16 protein-coding genes are annotated in these 20614 nt (G+C 68.7%); 10 read left to right on the forward strand and 6 right to left on the reverse strand.

Annotated elements, in window-relative coordinates:
- Positions 1-269 precede the first annotated feature (269 nt).
- The gene (locus tag P3L18_RS09865; protein WP_006371158.1) at positions 270-1307 is read left to right on the forward strand and encodes a PAC2 family protein; all 1038 of its coding nucleotides are present in this window, start codon (positions 270-272) and stop codon (positions 1305-1307) included.
- Positions 1308-1351: 44 nt separating this feature from the next.
- On the forward strand, positions 1352-3478 hold the full coding sequence (locus tag P3L18_RS09870) for a DUF3516 domain-containing protein (protein WP_276113985.1): 2127 nt from the start codon (positions 1352-1354) through the stop codon (positions 3476-3478).
- 12 nt (positions 3479-3490) lie between these two features.
- Here P3L18_RS09870 and P3L18_RS09875 read toward each other — a convergent pair whose 3' ends face one another.
- Positions 3491-4441 carry a hydrogen peroxide-inducible genes activator gene (locus P3L18_RS09875; protein ID WP_276113986.1) on the reverse strand — a complete coding sequence of 317 codons (951 nt, stop codon included), beginning with the start codon at positions 4439-4441 and terminating at the stop codon, positions 3491-3493.
- A gap of 143 nt (positions 4442-4584) precedes the next feature.
- Here P3L18_RS09875 and P3L18_RS09880 point away from each other — a divergent pair, with 143 nt between their 5' ends.
- Together P3L18_RS09880 and P3L18_RS09885 are read left to right on the forward strand one after the other, a co-directional pair.
- Entirely contained in the window at positions 4585-5172 is a 588-nt protein-coding gene (locus P3L18_RS09880; RefSeq protein ID WP_006371161.1) for a redoxin domain-containing protein, read from the forward strand.
- Between the two features lie 11 nt (positions 5173-5183).
- Positions 5184-5717: an alkyl hydroperoxide reductase gene (locus P3L18_RS09885; RefSeq protein WP_276113987.1), complete on the forward strand. Its 534-nt coding sequence runs from the start codon at positions 5184-5186 to the stop codon at positions 5715-5717.
- 114 nt (positions 5718-5831) lie between these two features.
- Here the strand turns inward: P3L18_RS09885 and P3L18_RS09890 are convergent, their stop codons facing one another.
- A complete protein-coding gene (locus P3L18_RS09890) occupies positions 5832-7061 on the reverse strand; it encodes an aminotransferase class III-fold pyridoxal phosphate-dependent enzyme (RefSeq protein WP_276113988.1) in 1230 nt (409 codons plus the stop codon).
- Between the two features lie 105 nt (positions 7062-7166).
- On the opposite strand from P3L18_RS09890, the gene hrpA reads away from it, so the two are divergent.
- Positions 7167-11204 (forward strand): ATP-dependent RNA helicase HrpA, encoded by a 4038-nt coding sequence (gene hrpA / locus P3L18_RS09895; RefSeq protein ID WP_276113989.1) that lies wholly within the window; start codon positions 7167-7169, stop codon positions 11202-11204.
- On the opposite strand, the gene nrdR is transcribed toward hrpA, so the two are convergent.
- Positions 11178-11684 (reverse strand): transcriptional regulator NrdR, encoded by a 507-nt coding sequence (gene nrdR, locus P3L18_RS09900; RefSeq protein WP_014359831.1) that lies wholly within the window; start codon positions 11682-11684, stop codon positions 11178-11180. The two genes, hrpA and nrdR, sit on opposite strands and share 27 nt — an antisense overlap.
- 58 nt (positions 11685-11742) lie before the next feature.
- Complete coding sequence (locus tag P3L18_RS09905) at positions 11743-12402, reverse strand: LysM peptidoglycan-binding domain-containing protein (RefSeq protein ID WP_276113990.1); 660 nt, start codon at positions 12400-12402, stop codon at positions 11743-11745.
- Between the two features lie 289 nt (positions 12403-12691).
- Here P3L18_RS09905 and lexA point away from each other — a divergent pair, with 289 nt between their 5' ends.
- A complete protein-coding gene (lexA, locus tag P3L18_RS09910) occupies positions 12692-13342 on the forward strand; it encodes a transcriptional repressor LexA (RefSeq protein WP_306304199.1) in 651 nt (216 codons plus the stop codon).
- Positions 13343-13379: 37 nt separating this feature from the next.
- Here lexA and P3L18_RS09915 read toward each other — a convergent pair whose 3' ends face one another.
- Entirely contained in the window at positions 13380-15104 is a 1725-nt protein-coding gene (locus P3L18_RS09915) for a putative PEP-binding protein (protein ID WP_079929532.1), read from the reverse strand.
- A 254-nt stretch (positions 15105-15358) separates the two neighbouring features.
- Between P3L18_RS09915 and P3L18_RS09920 the strand changes: the two genes are divergently transcribed.
- The 4 genes from P3L18_RS09920 (at position 15359) to P3L18_RS09935 (ending at position 19703) form a co-directional block, all read left to right on the forward strand.
- Positions 15359-16129, forward strand: coding sequence for a DeoR/GlpR family DNA-binding transcription regulator (locus P3L18_RS09920; protein ID WP_006371169.1), 771 nt, complete (start codon positions 15359-15361; stop codon positions 16127-16129).
- Positions 16126-17091 carry a 1-phosphofructokinase family hexose kinase gene (locus P3L18_RS09925; RefSeq protein WP_006371170.1) on the forward strand — a complete coding sequence of 322 codons (966 nt, stop codon included), beginning with the start codon at positions 16126-16128 and terminating at the stop codon, positions 17089-17091. Before P3L18_RS09920 ends, P3L18_RS09925 begins: the two co-directional genes overlap by 4 nt.
- An 81-nt stretch (positions 17092-17172) precedes the next feature.
- Positions 17173-19284 carry a fructose-specific PTS transporter subunit EIIC gene (locus P3L18_RS09930; protein ID WP_276113992.1) on the forward strand — a complete coding sequence of 704 codons (2112 nt, stop codon included), beginning with the start codon at positions 17173-17175 and terminating at the stop codon, positions 19282-19284.
- 158 nt (positions 19285-19442) lie between these two features.
- Positions 19443-19703, forward strand: a complete 261-nt coding sequence (locus P3L18_RS09935; RefSeq protein ID WP_276113993.1) for an HPr family phosphocarrier protein — start codon at positions 19443-19445, stop codon at positions 19701-19703.
- 130 nt (positions 19704-19833) lie between these two features.
- Here P3L18_RS09935 and P3L18_RS09940 read toward each other — a convergent pair whose 3' ends face one another.
- Positions 19834-20592, reverse strand: a complete 759-nt coding sequence (locus P3L18_RS09940; protein WP_079932221.1) for a helix-turn-helix transcriptional regulator — start codon at positions 20590-20592, stop codon at positions 19834-19836.
- Positions 20593-20614: the final 22 nt, after the last annotated feature.

Consider the following 20614-nt stretch of genomic DNA (forward strand, 5'->3'; position numbering starts at 1 on the left):
CGGCGATGAGGTGTCATGGGTTCCCGCGATGGGTCGTCATGGGAATCGTCATCATGGGAATCACTGTGCCACTCGTCGACCGGAGCACAGCGCACACACGGCGGGAATCGCCGCCCGGCGACAATGGTTGTAGTGGCGGAGACGGTGCGAGAACCGTCTGCGATACGGCGCCGAGCTGCGGAATTGGTCTGCAGCGGCGCAGATGCGAGACAATGGTGGTTCACGCCCACGCTCACCTGGGGCGACGGGCCACATCGAGGAGGATTGACATGGACGAGCGGACCGCCGACGACGGCTCGCGCGACGATGCCTCGCGCGGTGACGGCTCGCTGTACGAGCTGGCCTTTCCCGCGCCCGCCATGGGACGCCACGACACGGGTCCGGTGCTGATCCACGCTCTCGACGGCTTCGCCGACGCGGGCCATGCGGTGGCGCTGGCCGCAGCTCATCTGCGCAACAGTCTGGAGTCCGATCTGGTCGCGACCTTCGACACCGATGAGCTGATGGACTACCGCTCCCGCCGTCCGATGGTCGACTTCAGCGGAGAGACCTTCACCGGTGTGGCGATGCCGACGCTGACCCTGCATGCTGTCCGCGACGCGAACGATCGACCGTTCTTGCTGCTGTCCGGCTCGGAGCCGGACCTGCGGTGGGAGAAGTTCACCGAGGCCGTGCGGCGCTTGGCCGACCGTTTCGGAGTCACCGACGTCGTCGGGCTCAATGCCATCCCGATGGCCGTTCCACACACCCGACCGGCATCGATCACCGCCCACGGCAGCGATCCCGACATCCTCGGCGACCTGCCACGATGGGGTACCGCGATGAAACTGCCGGCCAGCGCCTCGATGCTGCTCGAACTGCGGCTGGGACAGGGTGGACGTCGCGCCTCGGGGCTATCGGTGCACGTGCCGCATTATCTGTCGCAGACCGACTACCCCGCTGCCGCATCCCGACTGCTGACGGCAGTGACGGCGATCACCGGCCTCGACCTGCCCGTCGCCGCCCTCGACACCGCGGCCGAGCGGGTCCGCGAACAAGTCGACACAGAGGTCTCGGGCAACGCCGAGATCGAGACGGTGGTGACAGCGCTCGAGCAGCAATACGACGCATTCCAGCAGGCACAGACCGAGCGGGCGTCGCTGCTGGCCACCGAGGAATCCCTGCCCAGCGGCGACGAACTCGGTGCCGAACTCGAACGCTTCCTCGCAGACCTGCATCAGGGTGACGGCAATCCCGGCAGTGGTGATCAGCCGGGAAGTGGCGATGATCCCGACGACGGCACCGGTGGTCGGCCATTTCCGATCTGAGCCGACCCGACCCGGGCGACGCCGCCCGGGTCGCCGACCCGGATGTGCGCTCTCCCACCCCGCTGACCCCTGCCCCGCCGCTGACCCCGACCGCCGACGAGGACGCCGCGTTCGAGGAGTTCACCGAGTGGTGGGCGGGCCGTGGCATCGCGTTCTACCCGCATCAGGAGGACGCGCTCCTCGAGCTGGTGTCGGGGAACAACGTCATCCTCGCCACGCCGACCGGGTCGGGCAAGTCGTTGGTGGCCTCCGGGGCAATCCATTTCGCTCGCTGTCGTGGCCGGCGTGCCTTCTACACCGCCCCGATCAAGGCGCTGGTGAGCGAGAAGTTCTTCGACCTGTGTGAGCAGTTCGGCGCCGAGCACGTCGGGTTGCTGACCGGCGACGCCGCGGTCAACGCCGACGCCCCCATCATCTGCGCGACCGCCGAGATCGTCGCCAACCTCGCGCTGCGCGACGGCCCCGACAGCGACATCGGGGTGCTCGTCGCCGACGAGTTCCACTTCTACGGCGAACGCGACCGGGGGTGGGCTTGGCAGGTACCGCTCATCGAGCTCCCCCACACGCAGTTCCTGCTGATGTCGGCGACGCTGGGCGATGTCACCTTCTTCGTCGACGATCTGCGCCGCCGCACGGGCCGGGACACCGTCGCCATCACCGGGACACAACGCCCGGTACCGCTGGAGTACGCGTATGCGATGACGCCGATCCACGAGACCATCGAGGACCTCATCGATCGCGGACGGGCCCCCATCTACGTCGTGCACTTCACCCAGGCCGCTGCGGTCGAGCGGGCGCAGGCACTGTTGTCGGCGCGGATCTGTGACAAAGCCGAGCGCGCCGAGATCGCGGACGCCATCGGCGATTTCCGGTTCTCCACCGGATTCGGCTCCACCTTGTCCAAGCTGCTGCGAGCCGGGATCGGGGTACATCACGCGGGTATGTTGCCCAGATACCGACGCCTCGTCGAACGTCTGGCCCAGCGTGGTCTGCTCAAGGTCGTCGCGGGCACCGACACGCTCGGGGTCGGGATCAACGTCCCGATCCGGACCGTGTTGTTCGCCGGACTCAGCAAATACGACGGCACCCGGGTGCGGCGATTGCGGGCCAGGGAATTCCACCAGATCGCCGGACGGGCCGGTCGCGCCGGATTCGACACGATCGGTTATGTCGTCGCCCAGGCACCCGAACACGACGTGGAGAACGCGCGGGCGGTCAGCAAGGCCGGTGACGATCCGAAGAAGCTCCGCAAGATCGTCCGCAAGAAGCCTCCGGAGGGATTCGTCTCCTGGGGTGAGAAGACCTTCCTGCAGCTCGCCGAGGCCCCCGACGAGCCACTGCGCTCGCACTTCCAGATGACCACCGCGATGCTCATGGAGGTCCTCGGCCGGCCCGGCGACTGTTTCGCGGCCACCCGACATCTCCTCGAGGACAACCACGAGCCCCGCGATCGACAGCTGCGCCATATCCGGCACACCATCGCCCTCTACCGCGATCTCCGCAACGCCGGCATCGTCGTCCAGCTCGACCGGCCGGACGCCGAAGGCAGACACGTGGCGCTGTCGGTGGACATGCCGGAGAACTTCGCGCTGACCAATCCGTTGTCGGCGTTCGCGCTCGCCGCGTTCGAACTCCTCGACCCGGACTCGACGACGTACGCCCTCGACGTGGTGTCGATCCTCGAGTCGACACTCGAGGATCCGCGGCCGTTGTTGCTCGCGCAGCGCAAGGTCGCCCGCGACGCCGCGATCGCGGAGATGAAGGCCGACGGCATCGAATACGAGGAGCGGATGTCGCGGCTGGAGGAGATCACCTGGCCCCGGCCCCTCGCCGAGGAGATCTCCTATGCCTTCGACGTCTACCGCCGAGGCCATCCGTGGGTGTCGTCGTTCCCCCCGAAACCGAAGTCGGTCCTGCGCGAGATGCTCGAACGGGCGATGACTTTCACCGAGTTGATCTCCGCCTATGGCCTCGCCCGCAGCGAGGGCATCGTGCTGCGGTACCTCTCCGACTGTTATCGCGCTCTGCGACAAGGACTTCCGCTCGCCGTGGCGACCGAGGAGATCGAGGACATCACCGACCGCGTCGGCGCGATGATCCGCGACGTGGACTCCAGCCTGCTCGACGAGTGGGAAGAGCTCGCCCACGCCGTGGCCACCAACCAGGCCTGATCGCCGGCGCGGTCAGACCGGGATCGCCTGCGCGGCGATCCGCACCGGCGCGATCTCCTCGACCAGTGCGGCGATCACGGCGGCCAGCCGCCGATACGGTTCGTCGCGGCCCGACGACGCCCGATAAACCAACCCGATCCGCCGTCCCGGACGTGGCGCGGTGAATCGCGCGATCGCCAGTTCGCCTGCCGCCGTTTCGGAGTCGACAGCGGTCTCGGGGATCAGGGTGACCCCCAGCCCACCTTCGACACATTGCACCGCGGTGGCCAGCGATGCCGCGCGGGTGTGCCCGAGGTCGGGTGAGACCCCGGCCAGTCGACAGACCTCGAGTGCCTGATCACGCAGACAATGCCCCTCGTCGAGCAGGAGCAGCGGAAGATCGGCGAGGGTGCTCGGATCGACGCGTTTGCGGCCGGCGAGCGGATGGCCGACGGGCAGGGCGAGCACGAAATCCTCGTCGTACATCGGGATTTCGGCAATACCGCCGGCCTCTGCCGGCAGGGCCAGGACAGCCACGTCCAGCGAGCCCTCGCGCAGCGCGGTGAGCAGACGGGCGGTCTGATCCTCGACCACCCGCAGTTCGAGGCCGGGTAACCGGGCCGGCAACCCGCGCAGCATCCGCGGCAGGATGTACGGCGCAACCGTGGGGATCACCCCGAGGCGCACCGCGCCGGAGAGCGGATCGTCGGCACCGGCCGCCGCGGACAAGAAGTCGTCGGCGGCGTCGGTCACCGCGATCGCCTTGGGGAGCAGGGTCTGCCCCTCCGGAGTCAAGAAGACACGCCGTGTGGTGCGCTCGATGAGTTTGCGTCCGAGACCCGCCTCCAGGGCGGCCAGCGCCTGTGACAGCGACGGCTGACTGATCCCCAATTCGTTTGCCGCAGAACCGAAATGATGTTTGCGTGCCAGCGTGACGAAGGCACGCAGGCCGGCCAGCGACGGCTGATAAGTTTTATCGGGCATACCTATCAGTGTAGTGCTAATCATCACGTTTCGCTTTCACCGATTCCCGAGCACAATGGTCGGTGCGAAGCATTATCGGTACTGCCGTGCCGATCCGTCCGGATCGCCGGCGCCCGCGCGACTAGAAGGAGAGATTGCACACCATGGCTCTGCTCACGATCGGCGATCAGTTCCCCGCCTACAACCTCACCGCTGTGATCGGCGGCGACCTGTCGAAGGTCGACGCCCAGCAGCCCGACGACTACTTCACCCAGATCTCCAGCGATGATCATCCCGGCAAGTGGCGGATCATCTTCTTCTGGCCCAAGGACTTCACCTTCGTGTGCCCGACCGAGATCGCCGCCTTCGGCAAGCTCAACGACGAGTTCGCCGACCGCGACGCCCAGGTGCTCGGCGCCTCGGTGGACAACGAGTTCGTCCACTTCCAGTGGCGCGCCCAGCACGAGGACCTCAAGACCCTCCCCTTCCCGATGCTGAGCGACCTCAAGCGCGAACTGGCCACCGCGGCAGGTGTTCTCAACGCCGACGGCGTCGCCGACCGCGCCACCTTCATCGTCGACCCGAACAACGAGATCCAGTTCGTCTCGGTCACCGCGGGTTCGGTGGGCCGCAACGTCGACGAGGTGCTCCGCGTCCTCGACGCGCTGCAGTCCGACGAACTGTGCGCCTGCAACTGGCGCAAGGGCGATCCCACCATCAACGCGGGCGAACTGCTGACCGCCAGCGTCTGAGAGGAGCACTCATGAGCATCGACAATCTCAAGGAAGCCCTCCCCGAGTACGCCAAGGACCTCAAGCTCAACCTCGGTTCGATCAGCCGCACCACCGCGCTGACCGAGGAGCAGCTGTGGGGCACCCTGCTCGCGACCGCTGCGGCGACGCGAAATGCCAAGGTGCTGGCCGAGATCGGCGAGGAAGCCGCCGACACGCTGTCCGCGGAGGCCTACAACGCCGCCCTGGGCGCCGCGTCGATCATGGGGATGAACAACGTCTTCTATCGCGGCCGCGGATTCCTCGGCGGCAAGTACGACGACCTGCGTCCCGGTCTGCGGATGAACATCATCGGCAACCCCGGCGTCGACAAGGCCGACTTCGAGTTGTGGTCGTTCGCGGTCAGCTCGATCAACGGCTGCGAGCACTGCGTGGGCGCGCACGAGGCCACCCTGCGTGAGGCGGGCGTCGACCGCGAGGCGATCTTCGAGGCACTCAAGGTCGCCTCGATCGTGGCCGGCGTCAGCCAGGCGATCGCCACCACCGAGGTGCTGAGCGGCGTCTGATCGGCGTGTGACAGCCCCTCTGTGACAGAAGATGTCGGGCCCGGTGTCTGCGTGAGCGCAGGCACCGGGCCCGAGTCGTCAACGGCGTGCGCGCTCCGACGTGCGGGCTCCGCCTCAGCTCAGTGCGTCGCCGATGCGGCTCGCGAGGTCGCCGACCTCTGCGGTGCTCATCACGAAGGCCGGGGAGATCTGCAGGGCGCCCTGCCCGGCGGCACGTCCGCTCACCCCGTGCCTGCGCATGGCCGCCACCGCGTCCTGGGCACGTGCGGGATCGGCGAGCTGGACGGCGCTGACCGCGCCCAACCCGGTGCGGACCTCGCTCACGGCGTCGAGATCGGCGAGCGGGCGTAGCGCCGTCGCCAGATCGGTCTCCAGACGCGTCGCCTCGGTGAGCAGGCCCTCGCGTTCGATGATGTCGAGATTGGCCATCGCCGCCGCGGCGGCACCGGCGTGACCGCCATAGGTGTAGCCGTGTCGCCACCAGACGCCGCCGGCGTAGAACGGCTCGGCGATCCGTGGGGCGATGAACACCGCGCCCATCGGCACGTACCCCGACGTCAGTCCCTTGGCGGTGGTCATCAGATCCGGTTGCAGATCGAACCGGGACGACGCGAACCAGCTGTCGCCACCGATGCGACCGAAACCGGTGACCACCTCGTCGGCGACGAACAGCACGTCGTGGTCACGGCAGATCTGGCGCACCTCGGCGAGATACCCTTCGGGCGGCAGGTACACCCCGCCGGCGCCGATGATCGGTTCGCAGAAGAAGGCGGCCACCCGATCGGCGCCGACCCGTTCGATGAGCCCGAGCAGACTCTTGGCGTCGTCCCAGCCGACCGACTCCGCGTCGGGCATGAGTTGTCCGTAGCCGTCGTGGTTGGCCGGGATACCGGCCAGCGAGGTACCCGCGACATGCATGCCGTGGTAGGCCTTGGTGCGGCCGACGAGCAAGGTCTTCTCCGGCTTGCCGACCTCGGTCCAGTACCGTCGCGCCAGCTTGGCCGCGGTGTCGACGGAATCGCTACCGCCGGAGGTGAAGAAGATCTTGCTGCCGGGTACCGGTGCCAGCGCGGCGAGCCGGTCGGCGAGGGTGTCGGTGACATCGGCGGTGAGGTCACCGAATCCGGAGTAATGGGCCAACGTCGCCAATTGTGTGCGCACGGCGTCGGCGATCTCGGTGCGACCGTGACCGACGTTGGTGAACCACAGTCCCGCCGTGGCGTCGAGGTAGGAGTTGCCCTGCGCATCCCAGATGCGCGCCCCCTCACCGCGGGTGACGACGAACGGACCGTTGGTACTCACCGAACCCATGTCGGCGAAGCCATGCCACAGCGAACCAGCCATGGTCACCATGATGCCGGTCGCCGCCGTGCACGTGCGTCGCGGGGGCGGGCAGGAGCCGGTGCGATCCAGCCCACCCCCGCCCGACCCCATATCCTGGAACGCATCATGTCCTCCTCCCCCGCCCGCTCCACCGCTCATCCGGAGGACGTCGATCCTCACGAACTGCGCGAGCGCATCGCTCGGCTGAGCATCGTCGACGAGCACTCGTTGGGCCGCAGACTCGACAAACTCAGACTCGACAAACTCGGACTCGACAAGCGCGGACCGGACGAACGCGGAGCAGCTCCCTCGCCCGAACGTCTGGACGGCCTGCTCCGTGCGATCGAGGGCGCCGAGAAACGGATCGCTGCTCGACGTGCTGCGATCCCGGTCATCGAGTATCCGGCGGAGCTCCCGGTGTCGGCGGCGCGTGCGGAGATCGCCGCGGCGATCGCCGAGCATCAGGTGGTCGTCGTCGCCGGGGAGACCGGGTCGGGCAAGACCACCCAGTTGCCGAAGATCTGCCTCGAGCTCGGCCGCGGTGTGCGGGGGGCGATCGGTCACACCCAACCCCGTCGGATCGCGGCCAGTTCGGTGGCGCGCCGGATCGCCGACGAGACGGGCACCCACATCGGCGACGCCATCGGTTACTCCGTGCGGTTCTCCGATCGTTCGGGTGCCGACACGCTGGTGAAGGTGATGACCGACGGCATCCTGCTGCGGGAGATCTCCTCGGACCCGATGCTGCGGCACTACGACACGATCATCGTCGACGAGGCCCACGAACGCAGTCTCAACATCGATTTCATCCTCGGTTATCTGCGCCGCCTGCTGCCCCGCCGGCCCGACCTCAAGGTCATCATCACCTCGGCGACCATCGAACCCGACCGATTCGCACGGCATTTCGCCACCGCCGATACCGAGGTGCCGATCCTCGAGGTGTCGGGGCGCACGTATCCGGTCGAGGTGCGGTATCGCCCGCTGTCACTGCGGGAAGACCCTGATTCCGGCGACGACGCCGGTGGCGGCGAGCACGCCGATCTCGATCTGTTCGAGGGGATCGACGCCGCAATCGGCGAGTTGTGGGGCGCGAATGGTCGCGGGGACATCCTGGTGTTCCTGCCCACCGAACGCGACATCAGAGAGGCCGCGGCAGTGCTGTCGCGTCGTGTCGCCGCGGGCGCGGAGGTGGTTCCGCTGTTCGCGCGGTTGTCCATCGCCGACCAACAGAAGGTGTTCTCGCCGTCGGACGGCCGTCGAATCGTGTTGGCCACCAACGTGGCCGAGACATCGCTGACGGTTCCGGGCATTCGCTACGTCATCGATTCGGGGACCGCACGCATCTCCCGCTATTCGACGCGCACGAAGGTGCTCCGGCTGCCGATCGAACCCATCTCGCAGGCCAGCGCCCGCCAGCGTGCCGGGCGCTGCGGGCGCGTCGCGCCCGGCGTGTGTATCCGGCTGTACTCCGAGGCGGACTTCGACGCCCGGCCCGCCTTCACCGATCCGGAGATCCTGCGCACCAACCTGGCGTCGGTGATCCTGCAGATGACCGCGCTGCGCCTCGGCGACATCGCCGACTTCCCGTTCGTGCAGCCACCCGACGCCCGGGCGATCCGCGACGGCATGGCAGTCCTGGGTGAACTGGGCGCGATCACCACCGGCGGCCAGAAGACGCGCGGCACAGCGCGGTCGGACTCCGGCACTGCCCGGTCGGACTCCGGCACGGCGCCCCGGCTGACGCCGGTCGGCGCGACGATGGCGCGCATTCCGGTCGATCCGCGGATCGCTCGCATGCTCGTCGGCGCCCGCGACGAGGGATGTCTGGAGCACGTGCTCGTCATTGCTGCGGCATTGTCGCTGCCCGATGTCCGTGAGCGACCGGCCGAACATCGGGAGGCCGCCGACGCCGCGCATCGTCGCTTTGCGGTCCCGGGCTCGGATTTCCTCGCCTACCCGACGCTGTGGGCGTATCTGCAGGAGAAGCGCAAAGAGCTGTCGGGCAATCAATTCCGGCGGATGTGCGAGCGCGAGTTCCTGCACTATCTGCGCATCCGGGAATGGCAGGACCTGCATCGACAGTTGCGCGGCATCGTCTCCGACCTCGACTGGGAGACTCCACGCACCGAGATCGATGCCGATGCGATCCATCGCGCGATCCTCGCCGGGCTGCTCGGCAACATCGCCGCACGCAATGCCGAGGGCCGCGAATACACCGGAGCCCGCAACACCACGCTGATGATCTTCCCCGGGTCGTCGGTCGCCAAGAAGCCGCCCGCGTTCCTGATGGCGGCCGAGATCATCGAGACGTCACGGTTGTTCGCGCACACCGTGGCCGGGGTGGACCCGTTGTGGGTGGAACGGTTGGCCGGCGACCTGGTCAAACGCACCTACAGCGAGCCGCACTGGTCGTCGCGGCGGGGCGCGGCGATGGCCTACGAACGCGTCACCCTCTACGGGGTCACCCTCGTCGCACGACGCCGGGTGACCTATGGCCCCATCGACCCCGAGGTCTCCCGGGAGTTGTTCCTCCGGCACGCCCTGGTCGAGGGCGACTGGAAGACCGACCACGAGTTCTTCCACCGGAATCGGCAACTGCTCAGCGACGCCGCCGATGTCGAGCACCGCGCCCGACGGCGCGATGTGGTGATCTCCGAGGAGCAACTGTTCGAGTTCTACGATCAGCGCATCCCTGCCGAGGTGACCTCGGCGCGACATTTCGACTCCTGGTGGAAGAAGACGCGGTCGGCGCAACCGCATCTGCTCGACCTGACCGCGGCCGATGTGGCGGCTGACGTCGCCGTCGCCGACACCGACTATCCGGGGTTCTGGCAGCAGGGCCAGACCCGTCTGGAGCTGCGGTATCGTTTCGAGCCCGGCGCGCCCGACGACGGCGTCACCGTCGTCATCCCGAAAGATCTTCTGCCCCATGTACGCAACGCCGGCTTCGATTGGCTGGTCCCGGGGATGCGCTCGGAGTTGGCGACCGAACTCGTCAAGACCCTGCCGAAGTCGCTGCGCAAGACGATGGCACCGGCCCAACGTTTCGCCGATCTGGCGCTCTCTCGGCTGACCCCACGCTCGGAGCCGCTGATCCGCGGTCTGGCCCGGGAGTTGTCGACCATCACCCGTCACTCGGTCTCGCCCGCCGACTTCGACCCCGACCGACTCCCGACTCATCTGCGCATCCACTTCGCGGTCGTCGACGACAAGGGCGAGATCCTCACCCGTACTTCATCGTTCGCCGAACTGTCGGAACCGACATCCGCCGCCACCACACAGACGGCCACACCGGTGTACACCACGTGGACCGACGAGGGCATCGGAACACTCGCGCCGAGCGAGACCGCCGACGTCGCCGGGCAGACCATCACCCGTTACCCGACTCTGCACGTGACCCACCGCGCCGGCCATCCCGACGGGGTCTCGGTTGTCCGGGCGGCGACCACCACCGAGGCGAGCACCGCCCTGGCCGGCGGCGTGATCGTGTTGTTGGAGAACACGATCCCCGCATTGAGTCCGAAAGCCGCCTCCGGACTGGACCCTGCCGGACGGATCGCGTTGAGCCAGAGCCCCTATCGGGAGCCGGCGCGGTTGTTCGGCGATTGCACACGCCGAGCGATCCGTGATCTCGTGGAGCCCGACGAACTGCGCGTCGTACGTTCGCCCCAGGCGTTCGCCGCGCTCGCCCAACGGCTGCGGCCAGCGGTGACCGACGCCGCTCCGGAGTATCTACGCCTCGCGGTCGACGTCCTGCGGGAGTTGGTGGCACTGCGCGGTGTGATCGACACCCATTCGGGGCAACTCGCCGCCGACGACGTCGCCGAACAGCTCGGCCATCTGGTGTTCGACGGCTTCGTCGCCGCCACCCCACGGGAGCACCTGGCGGAGGTGCCCCGCTATCTGCGCGCTGCCCGTGAGCGCCTGGAGCATCTGCCGGCATCCGCCGCGCGGGATCGCGCCGGCATGGAGGCACTGGATCGGGTGGTGGAGCGCTGGAACCAGCGGCTCGCGCAGGTGCCCGACCGCAGGCGAGACGCGGTCAACGAACAGGCGCACTGGCTCGTCGAGGAATTGCGGGTCGGTCTGTTCGCGCAGCGACTGGGCACGCGTTATCCGATCTCGGAGAAACGGGCGCTACGGACCCTGGACCGACTCGGCTGACACGACGCCGGCTGCGGGCGTCGTCCGGCCGTGGGTCAGATTGCCCTGCAGGTCGTCGATCTCGCGTTGGAAGTCCTCGAGGGAATCGAACGAGCGGTACACCGACGCGAATCGCAGGTAGGCGACCTCATCGAGGTCGCGCAAGGGTTTGAGGATCGCCAATCCGACCTCGTTGCTGGGGATCTCGGCGACTCCGGAGGCCCGAACGGTCTCCTCGACCTGTTGGGCGAGCTGCGCGAGATCGTCCTCGTCGACCTGGCGTCCCTGACACGCGCGTCGGACCCCACGCATCACTTTCTCGCGGCTGAAGGGCTCGGTGACGCCATTGCGTTTGACGACGGCCAGGACAGCGGTCTCCACCGTCGAGAACCGGCGACCGCATGCGCTGCAGGAGCGGCGCCGACGGATCGCCTGCCCCTCGTCGGCAACTCGGGAGTCGATGACCTTGGTGTCATCATTCCTGCAGAACGGACAGCGCATACACCGACAATACCGCCCCACCGCGGTGGAACAGCCGTGTGATCGCCTACCCCGGTCGTCACCGGTAGGCGGGTACCAGCAGTGCCTGACCGACCTGGAGCCCGCTGCCGGACATCTCGTTCATCCGCGCGATCTCGTCGATGACGGCCTGCCGGGGCAGGTCGGGCGCGACCCGTGCGGCAACCGAGTTCAGCGATTCCCCGGCACGTACGTGCACGACCTCGGTGGCCGCGGGCGCCGGCGTGGTCGACTGCTGGTAGTCGCTACCGGCCACGGCCACCAGCCACACCAGCAGCGCCAGGGCGACACCGGTCAGCACGGCCACCATCGCACCGGTACGGCGAGCGGTGCGGTGCGCGGTGACCCGCGGGCCGACCGGAGTTGCGCAACGGGTGCCCGCAACCGCCGGAAGGCGGCGCGCACCGGTCCGGGCCGGGCCCGCATATGCCGGTCGTCGGCGGGCCGGGTCGCGCTCGAGCGTGCGCCGCTCCGGGAGGCGACGGTCGGACGACCGGTGTTCGGACGACCGGTGTTCGGACGACCGGTGTTCGAGCACCCGGTGTTCGAGCACCCGGTGTTCGAGCGCCCGGTGCTCGACGGTTGCGCGGGCCGGCATCGACGCCCCGCGGCGAACGGCGGCGGCGCGGTGAGCCGTCCGGCGGGACCGAACGGGCAGGTCGTTGGTGCCCGGCGCGGTGGGCAGAAGTACGGTCGGCATGGCGTCTCCCTATCTCGATCATGCATTCGAAGAACGGATGTTCGAGTTCTACCACGGGGCACCGACAATTTCTCGCGACACGTCGAACACATGTTTGAGGTTGCCTGTCGCCTCGGCTACCCTGGCCGGTGTTCAGCTCTCCACAGGGCCCGTCAACCAGGGCGTACCCCGCGAGGATGTGCGCACCGACCGAAAGGATGCGAACCCCATGAGTGAGAAGAAGGGCCGCTCGGGTGACCCCGACGCGGCGACCGTCACCGATCCGGACGACGCCGTCGCGACCGGCCCGATCGATCCCGCGGCCGTCGAGGCCGCGCTCACCCCGCGCCAGAAGGGCGTGCTCGATGTGATCCGCAAGTCCGTGCGCGAACGCGGGTATCCGCCGAGCATCCGCGAGATCGGCGACGCCGTCGGCCTGGCGTCGACCTCATCGGTCGCGCATCAGCTGCGAACCCTCGAGCGCAAGGGTCTGCTCAAACGCGATCACAACCGACCCCGCGCGGTGAACGTCCAGGACGGCGATCCCACGCCCACCGACGACAACCCGAATGCATCGAACCTCCCCACGCCGACGTTCGTGCCGGTTCTGGGACGTATCGCGGCCGGCGGGCCGATCCTGGCCGAGGAGGCCGTCGAGGATGTCTTCCCGCTGCCGCGTGAACTCGTTGGCGACGGGTCACTGTTCCTGCTGCGCGTCGTCGGTGAATCGATGATCGACGCGGCCATCTGCGACGGCGACTGGGTGGTCGTTCGTCAACAGAACGTCGCCGACAACGGCGACATCGTCGCGGCGATGATCGACGGCGAGGCGACGGTCAAGACCTTCAAGCGCAAGGACGGCCATGTGTGGCTGATGCCGCACAACGACCTGTTCGAGCCCATCCCCGGCGACGACGCCGCGGTGCTGGGCAAGGTCGTGACGGTGATGCGCCGCATCTGAGCGGAGTCGCACCCGCCGGCCCGCTCAGCCGAACGGCTCAGCTGCGCAACGCTTCCGCGGCCGCGGCACGCGCATCGGCCGGTGAGGCGGTCGCCAGTACAGCCTGCGCGGCGGAGCGGCACGCCTCGCGGTCGACCTCGGCGAGCTTCGCTCCCACCGCGGGCGCCGCGGCCGGGGCGCTCGACAGCGAGGTGACGCCGAGTCCGACCAGGACACACGCGAGCAGCGGATCGGCGGCGGCCTCGCCGCACACCCCGACCGGTGTCGCACTGCGGGTGCCCGCCTCGGCGACGGTGGCGATCAGCGAGAGCACCGCAGGCTGCCACGGGTCGGTGAGCCCGGCGAGCTCGGCCGACATCCGGTCGGCGGCCATCGTGTACTGCGTGAGATCGTTGGTGCCGATCGAGACGAAGTCGACCTCGGCGAGGATCGCCGGAGCGAGGATCGCCGCCGAGGGGATCTCGATCATCACCCCCGCCACCAGCCCGCGACCGCGGACCTCGGCGGCGAATTCGGCGGCTTCGGCGGCCGAGGCGATCATCGGCGCCATCACCCAGGGCGTGGTGCCGGTCGCCTGCGCGGCGCGGGCGATCGCGTCGAGTTGACCGGTACGGATCTCGGGATGTGTCGCGGCGATCCGGTTGCCTCGTACGCCCAGTGCGGGATTCGCCTCGGTGCCGTGATCGACGAACTTCAGCGGCTTGTCCGAGCCGGCATCGAGCGTCCGGACCACGACCTTCTTGCCGTCGAAGGCCTCGATGACCTCGCGGTAGAGCGCTGCCTGCTCGTCCACCGACGGTTCGTCGGCCCGATCGAGGAAAGCGAGTTCGGTGCGGAACAGACCGACCCCCTCGACGGGGTATGCCGTCGCCGCCCGCGCCGAGACGCCGTCGGCGACGTTCGCCAGGATGGCCACCTCCACACCATCGGCGGTGCGCCCGGGCCCGGTCCATCCCGCGATCGCCTCCGCCTCCCGACGACTCTGCTCCACCTCGTCCCCGGCCCGCGCCGGATCGGGGTGAACGACAACGGTTCCCGCGGTTCCGTCGACGAGAACGGGCGTGCCCGCGGGTACGTCGTCGAGGCCGGCGACCGCCACCACGCACGGAATCCCCAGTTGGCGGGCGATGATCGCGGTGTGGCTGGTCGGCCCACCGAGCCGGGTGGCCAACGCGGTGATCAGTTTCGGATCGAGTCCGGCGGTGTCGGCCGGCGCGAGGTCGTCGGCGAGGAGCACCGACGGCTCGTCGGGCACGGGGACCCCGGGCTCGGGCTCGCCGAGTACCTCGGCCACCACCCGGTCACGGACGTCGTTGAGGTCGGTGATGCGCTCGGCCATGATCCCGCCGAGCTTGGCGAACATCGCGGCGAACTGTTCGGTGGCCGCGGCGGCCGCGGCCGGGGCCGGGGTCCCGTCGGCGATCAGCTTGGTGACCGTGCCGATCCACCCGCGGTCCTCGGCGAGGCCCGCGGTGGCGATCAACACCTCTGCGGCGGCACCCGAGGCGTGCGAGGCGCGCTCACGCAGTCGCGCGGCGACCACGGCCGCGGCATCGACGAAGCGGGCCTTTTCGGCCTCACGGTCGGCCTCGTCCACCACATGTGAGCCCGGATCGGCGGGCTCGACCCTCACCCGCTCGCCCGGACGGACGACCGGCCCGTAGGCCTTGCCGCCGACGACGGGCGTCCCGTGCAGCGTGGTGTCGGCATCCGACGCACTGCCCTCGGTCTGCGTGTGCTGGGGGCGAACCTGTTGATCCACGGTTCCGGCCTTTCCTCGTCCTTCAATGATGCGGGCGTTGCGGTGATGCGGGTCGTACTGGTCACGCGGTCGTTCTGTGTGATCCGACCAGGCGTCCGATGGATGTGAAACACCGGTACGTCACCACCTCTTGTGATCGAAGTTACAAGAAATCCTTGACTTGTCAACACAAACAGGCGTAAACACAGATATATCAACACCGGGTCCCACAGAAACCCACATGGGGTCGGTGGTCGGAAAGAGATCGGAGAGACGTGTACGCGGAAGAACGACAGCAGGCGATCGCCGAGCTGGTCCGCTCGAAGGGCCGCGCCTCGGTGAGCGCGCTCGCCGAGCGCTTCGAGGTCACCAGCGAGACGGTGCGACGCGATCTGGCGAGCCTGGAACGCGCCGGCCATCTGCAGCGCGTACACGGTGGCGCGGTTCGGCCCGGCCTGGTCCAGATCGTCGACGAGCAGGGCATCGGCGAGCGCGAGGCCAGCCATGCCGATCAGAAGGTGGCGATCGGCCGTGCGGCGATGCGTTTCCTGCCGCCCGACGGCGGCTCGCTCGCGCTCGACGCCGGCACCACCACCTACCAGGCCGCACTCAACATCCCCACCGACCGACGCCTGAGCGTGGTCACCAGCAGCCTGCCCCTGGCCACGCTTCTTGCCGAACATCCCAGCGCCACACTGCATCTGGTGGGAGGGCGAGTTCGCAGTCTGACGCAGGCGGCAGTCGGCGCCGACACCGTGTCCCGACTGCGGCAGTTTCGCTCCACGGTCGCCTTCATCGGCACCAACGGGGTCAGCGAGGGTCTTGGACTGTCCACGCCGGACCCCGACGAGGCGGCGGTGAAGTCGGCGCTGGTGCGCTCGGCGCAACGCGTGATCGTGCTCGCCGACTCCTCGAAGATGAATCGCGAGGACTTCGCCGGTTTCGCCGACCTCGACGACGTCGATGTCCTCATCACCGACGCCGGTATCGATCCCACCTTCTCCGCGGTGCTCTCCGCCCGCGGCATCGAGGTCGTGATCGCATGATCCTCACCGTCACCGCCAACCCGAGTCTCGATCGCACCCTGGAGATCGCCGGCCCCCTCCAGCGCGGGGAGGTGCAACGCACCGTCGGTGTCCGCGCCGAGCCGGGAGGCAAGGGCGTCAACGTTTCCCGCGTCATCGCCGAGGCGGGTCTGACCACCCTCGCGGTCCTACCGGCGCGCAACGGCGATCCGCTGCTGACCGCGTTGGACCAGGTCGGACTTCGCCACGAGGCCCTCGCCGTGCCCGGCGAGGTGCGGTCGAACATCACCATCGCCGAACCCGACGGCACCACGACCAAGATCAACGCCTCCGGCCAGTTCCTCGACGACCGTCAGGTGCGTGCGTTGACCGACCTCGTCTTGGCCCGCGCGGCCGGTGCCGACTGGGTGGCCCTGTGCGGATCGCTGCCACCGGGTGTCGCCGACGACTGGTATCGCGTACTCGCCGACCAGCTCATCGCGCGCGGACACCGCGTCGCCATCGACACCTCGGGTGCTCCCCTGACGGCAGCGGTGACCGGACGCGTCGACCTGATCAAGCCGAACGAGTATGAACTCGCCGAGGTCAGCGGTGCCGATCCGGAGATCCTGCGTCACGCCGCCGCCGAGGGCGATCTGTCGCCCATCGTCTCGGCGTCGGCCGACATGGCGCACCGCATCGGCGGCGCCGTGCTGGCCACCCTCGGTGCGGCCGGCGCACTGCTGACCACCGAGTCCGGCAGCTGGTTCGCCACGCCGCCGCCGATCGTCCCGCGCAGCACCGTCGGCGCAGGCGACTCCTCGCTGGCCGGTTACCTGATCGCCGAAACCCGGGGCGCCGACGAGCCCGGACGGTTGCGCAGCGCGGTCGCCTATGGTGCCGCGGCGGCCGCACTCGCCGGCACCCAGCCTCCCCGCCCCGACCACCTCGATCCCGACCGTGTCGTGATCACCGATCTCGCCGGAGCCGCCCCAACCCCATGACAAACAACCCGTGACCCCGAACAACTCCAGAACCAGATCCACCATCAGCACCCAACCAGCGACACACCAGTAAGGAAACCCATGTCCGAGCAGATCATCACCGCAGCCACGGTGAATCTCGACGTCGACGCAGGCGACGACCCGTCGGCGGTGATCAATCACCTCGCCGAGAACCTCGGCGAAGCCGGTCGCACCAGCGATCCCGCCGACCTCGCGCGCGCCGCGCTCGCCCGAGAGGCCAAGTCCGCCACCGGTCTACCCGGCGGAATCGCCATCCCGCACGCCCGCGCCGCATCGGTGTCGCAGGCGAGCCTGGCGATGGCGCGGCTGTCGAAGAAGGTCGACTTCGGCGCCCCCGACGGTCCGGCCGACATCGTCTTCCTCATCGCCGCCCCCGAGGGCGGTGCCTCCGAGCACATGAAGCTGCTCAGCTCGCTCGCTCGTGCGCTGGTCCGTCCCGACTTCGTCGCCTCGCTGCGGGCAGCGCGCACCGACGACGAGATCGTCGACCTCGTCGACGGTGCGATCAATCCGCCCGCGGCCGGCTCGAGCACCACCGCGGCCGCGAGCACCGAGAAGGCGGCACCGCAGAAGGTGGCCACCGACACGGTGACCACCCAGAAGACCGCGCCGGTCGACTCATCGACCCCGGCCGCACCGACGAGCGACAAGCCGATGTCGATCGTCGCGATCACCGCGTGCCCCACCGGGATCGCCCACACCTACATGGCCGCCGACGCGCTGAAGTACGCCGCCGAGCGCGCCGGTGTCGACTTCCACGTCGAGCCCCAGGGGTCCTCGGGAACCACCCCGTTCACCCCGGACGTCATCGCCGGCGCCGACGCCGTCATCTTCGCCACCGACGTCGGCGTCAAGGGCAAGAGCCGGTTCCACGGCAAGCCGGTCATCGAGTCCGGCGTCAAGCGCGCCATCAACGAACCCGACGCGATGATCGCCGAAGCGCTTGCGGCAGCGGAGAATCCGCACGCGGCGGTGGTGCGCGCCGGCGACGGCGACAGTGCCGGCGCCGCTGCCACGGAGAAGGGTGGGCTCAGCCTGGGCAAGCAGGTTCAGCAGGCCCTGATGACCGGCGTCAGCTACATGATCCCGTTCGTCGCTGCGGGCGGTCTGCTGATCGCTCTCGGATTCCTGCTGGCCGGCTACCAGATCGCCAACAAGAACATCGACAAGACGATGAGCGACGGTGCCTACATCGCGCTGCACAACACTCTCTGGAATCTCCCGGCAGGAGGACTCGGCACCTACCTGGGCGCGGTGAGCTTCGCGATCGGTTCCCTGGCGATGAGCATGCTGGTCCCGGCGTTGGCCGGCTACATCTCGTTCGCGATCGCCGACCGGCCCGGTATCGCGCCCGGCTTCGTCGCCGGCCTGGTGTCGGTGGCCGTCGGCGCCAGCTTCATCGGCGGCCTGATCGGCGGCCTCGCGGCCGGCGTCGTCTGCCTGGCGATCTCGCGACTTCCGTTGCCGCAGTGGGCGCGTGGCCTGATGCCGGTGGTGATCATCCCGCTCTTCGGCAGCCTTGTCATCGGTGCGGTGATGTTCATGTTCCTCGGCAGGCCGCTGGCGTGGCTCACCACCGAGATGAACAACGGCCTCAGCAGCATGACCGGTGGCTCGGCGATCATCCTGGGCATCGTGCTGGGCCTGATGATGTGCTTCGACCTCGGCGGCCCGGTGAACAAGGCGGCCTACCTGTTCGCCACCACCGGCCTCGCTGTCGGCGGCTCGGCGCAGCTGGAGATCATGGCCGCGGTCATGTGTGCCGGCATGGTCCCGCCGCTGGCGATGGCCCTGGCGTCCACGGTCCTGCGTCCGCAGCTGTTCACCGAACCCGAGCGTGAGAACGGCAAGGCCGCTTGGCTTCTCGGCGCCTCGTTCATTTCCGAGGGTGCCATCCCGTTCGCCGCGACCGATCCGCTGCGGGTGATCCCGTCGATGATGGCCGGTGGCGCTCTGTCCGGCGCGCTGATCATGGCGCTCGGTGTCGAACTGCGCGCCCCGCACGGCGGTGTGTTCGTCTTCTTCGCCATGAACGCCTGGTGGTGGTTCCTCGTCGCTCTCGCCGCGGGCACCGTTCTCTCCGCGCTGTGCGTCATCGCCGCCAAGCAGTGGGGCCGCAACCGTGACCGCACCGCCGTCGCGACCACCCCGCGGGAGGCCGTCCCCGCCTGATGGCGCGGTTCGCCCACCTCGACCGACCGCCGCGGGCACAATCGAAGATCCCGCCCGCGAACGGTCCGTCCCTCACCACCGATCCCATCCGATTCGATCCCATCCGCGTACATCCCATCCGCGTACATGCCATCCGAACAGGTCAAGGAGAATCCATCATGCCCAGCACCACCGTCGCCGTCGGCTCCGCCGTCGGACTGCACGCCCGCCCCGCGACGATCATCGCCGAGGCCGCAGCCGACGCCGGCTGCCTGATCACCCTGGCCGTCGAGGGCGGCGAGCCGGTCGACGCCGGATCGGCGCTGATGATCATGACGCTCGGCGCCGAGAAGGGCACCAACGTGGTCGTGACCGCCGAGGACCCGGCCACCGTCGACGCGATCGCCAAGTTGGTCGCCACCGACCTCGACGCCGAGTGACCGGGTAACCGGACCCCGACGAGCATCGGCCACCGACCCAGCGGGTCGGTGGCCGATGGCGTTGTGGCCGAAACTCTTGTCCCACAGGGATTGCGACCGAGGGATTCCGGCGGTGGAGAACCCCGACCGGTCAGGAACGCACCGGGACCGTCTCGATCTGGTAGGCGCGCGGGGTCCGGCCGGTCACCTGTCGGAAGGCCGAGATGAAGGCACTCGGGGTGGCCCACCCGCAGTCGTGCGCGGTCGCGGTGATCGAGCGCCCCTCGGCGAGCGCGATCATCGCCTGATACACCCGGATGTTGGTGCGCCACTGCGGATATGTCATCCCCATCTCGTCGTGGAACAGTCGCGCAAGCGTGCGTTCGCCTGCCCCCGCGGCCGCCGCGAGGTCACCCAGCGGGCGAGGCACCGAGAGGTCGGCGAGCACCAGGTCGCACGCACGTGCGAGGCGATCGTCGCGGGGTGTGGGCAACGAGACCGGCTCCTGGGGCACGCGGCGCAACTGATCGCGCAGCACGGCGAGGATCCGGGACAGTTCGTCGGCTCCGCGGACGTCCTCCGCGGCCGCGATCACCAGCTCCCGCACCAACGGCGTCACCGAGATCACCGCGGGGCCGTCCGCGTCGAGGACTCGTTCGACGGCGGCGAAACCCACGGTGTGAAACCGGCTGAACCCGTGGAATCGGTGCTGGTGCCAGGTCTCGGCGGGAATCCACACCGCGCGATTCGACGACGCCACCCATCCCCCTTCATCGGTGGCAACGGCGATCACCCCGCGACTGACGTAGATGAGCTGGTCGTCGGTGTGCCGATGGCGTTCGACGATCTCCCCTGCCGCACGTGACGACGACTGGGTCACCACATCCTCGTGCTGGCTGTTTTCCGACATGAACCGACAGAATATCGGAAGA

This window comes from Gordonia sp. N1V (genome assembly GCF_029269935.1).
GTDB classification, from domain to species: domain Bacteria; phylum Actinomycetota; class Actinomycetes; order Mycobacteriales; family Mycobacteriaceae; genus Gordonia; species Gordonia polyisoprenivorans.

Excerpts from the sequence above, each read along its gene's own strand:
- hrpA (WP_276113989.1), top strand. The coding sequence starts at position 7,167 with ATGTCCTCCTCCCCCGCCCGCTCCACCGCTCATCCGGAGGACGTCGAT.
- P3L18_RS09925 (WP_006371170.1), top strand. The coding sequence starts at position 16,126 with ATGATCCTCACCGTCACCGCCAACCCGAGTCTCGATCGCACCCTGGAG.
- P3L18_RS09865 (WP_006371158.1), top strand. The coding sequence starts at position 270 with ATGGACGAGCGGACCGCCGACGACGGCTCGCGCGACGATGCCTCGCGC.
- P3L18_RS09940 (WP_079932221.1), bottom strand. The coding sequence starts at position 20,592 with ATGTCGGAAAACAGCCAGCACGAGGATGTGGTGACCCAGTCGTCGTCA.
- P3L18_RS09880 (WP_006371161.1), top strand. The coding sequence starts at position 4,585 with ATGGCTCTGCTCACGATCGGCGATCAGTTCCCCGCCTACAACCTCACC.
- P3L18_RS09905 (WP_276113990.1), bottom strand. The coding sequence starts at position 12,402 with ATGCCGACCGTACTTCTGCCCACCGCGCCGGGCACCAACGACCTGCCC.
- P3L18_RS09875 (WP_276113986.1), bottom strand. The coding sequence starts at position 4,441 with ATGCCCGATAAAACTTATCAGCCGTCGCTGGCCGGCCTGCGTGCCTTC.
- P3L18_RS09930 (WP_276113992.1), top strand. The coding sequence starts at position 17,173 with ATGTCCGAGCAGATCATCACCGCAGCCACGGTGAATCTCGACGTCGAC.
- P3L18_RS09885 (WP_276113987.1), top strand. The coding sequence starts at position 5,184 with ATGAGCATCGACAATCTCAAGGAAGCCCTCCCCGAGTACGCCAAGGAC.
- P3L18_RS09935 (WP_276113993.1), top strand. The coding sequence starts at position 19,443 with ATGCCCAGCACCACCGTCGCCGTCGGCTCCGCCGTCGGACTGCACGCC.
- nrdR (WP_014359831.1), bottom strand. The coding sequence starts at position 11,684 with ATGCGCTGTCCGTTCTGCAGGAATGATGACACCAAGGTCATCGACTCC.
- P3L18_RS09890 (WP_276113988.1), bottom strand. The coding sequence starts at position 7,061 with ATGGCTGGTTCGCTGTGGCATGGCTTCGCCGACATGGGTTCGGTGAGT.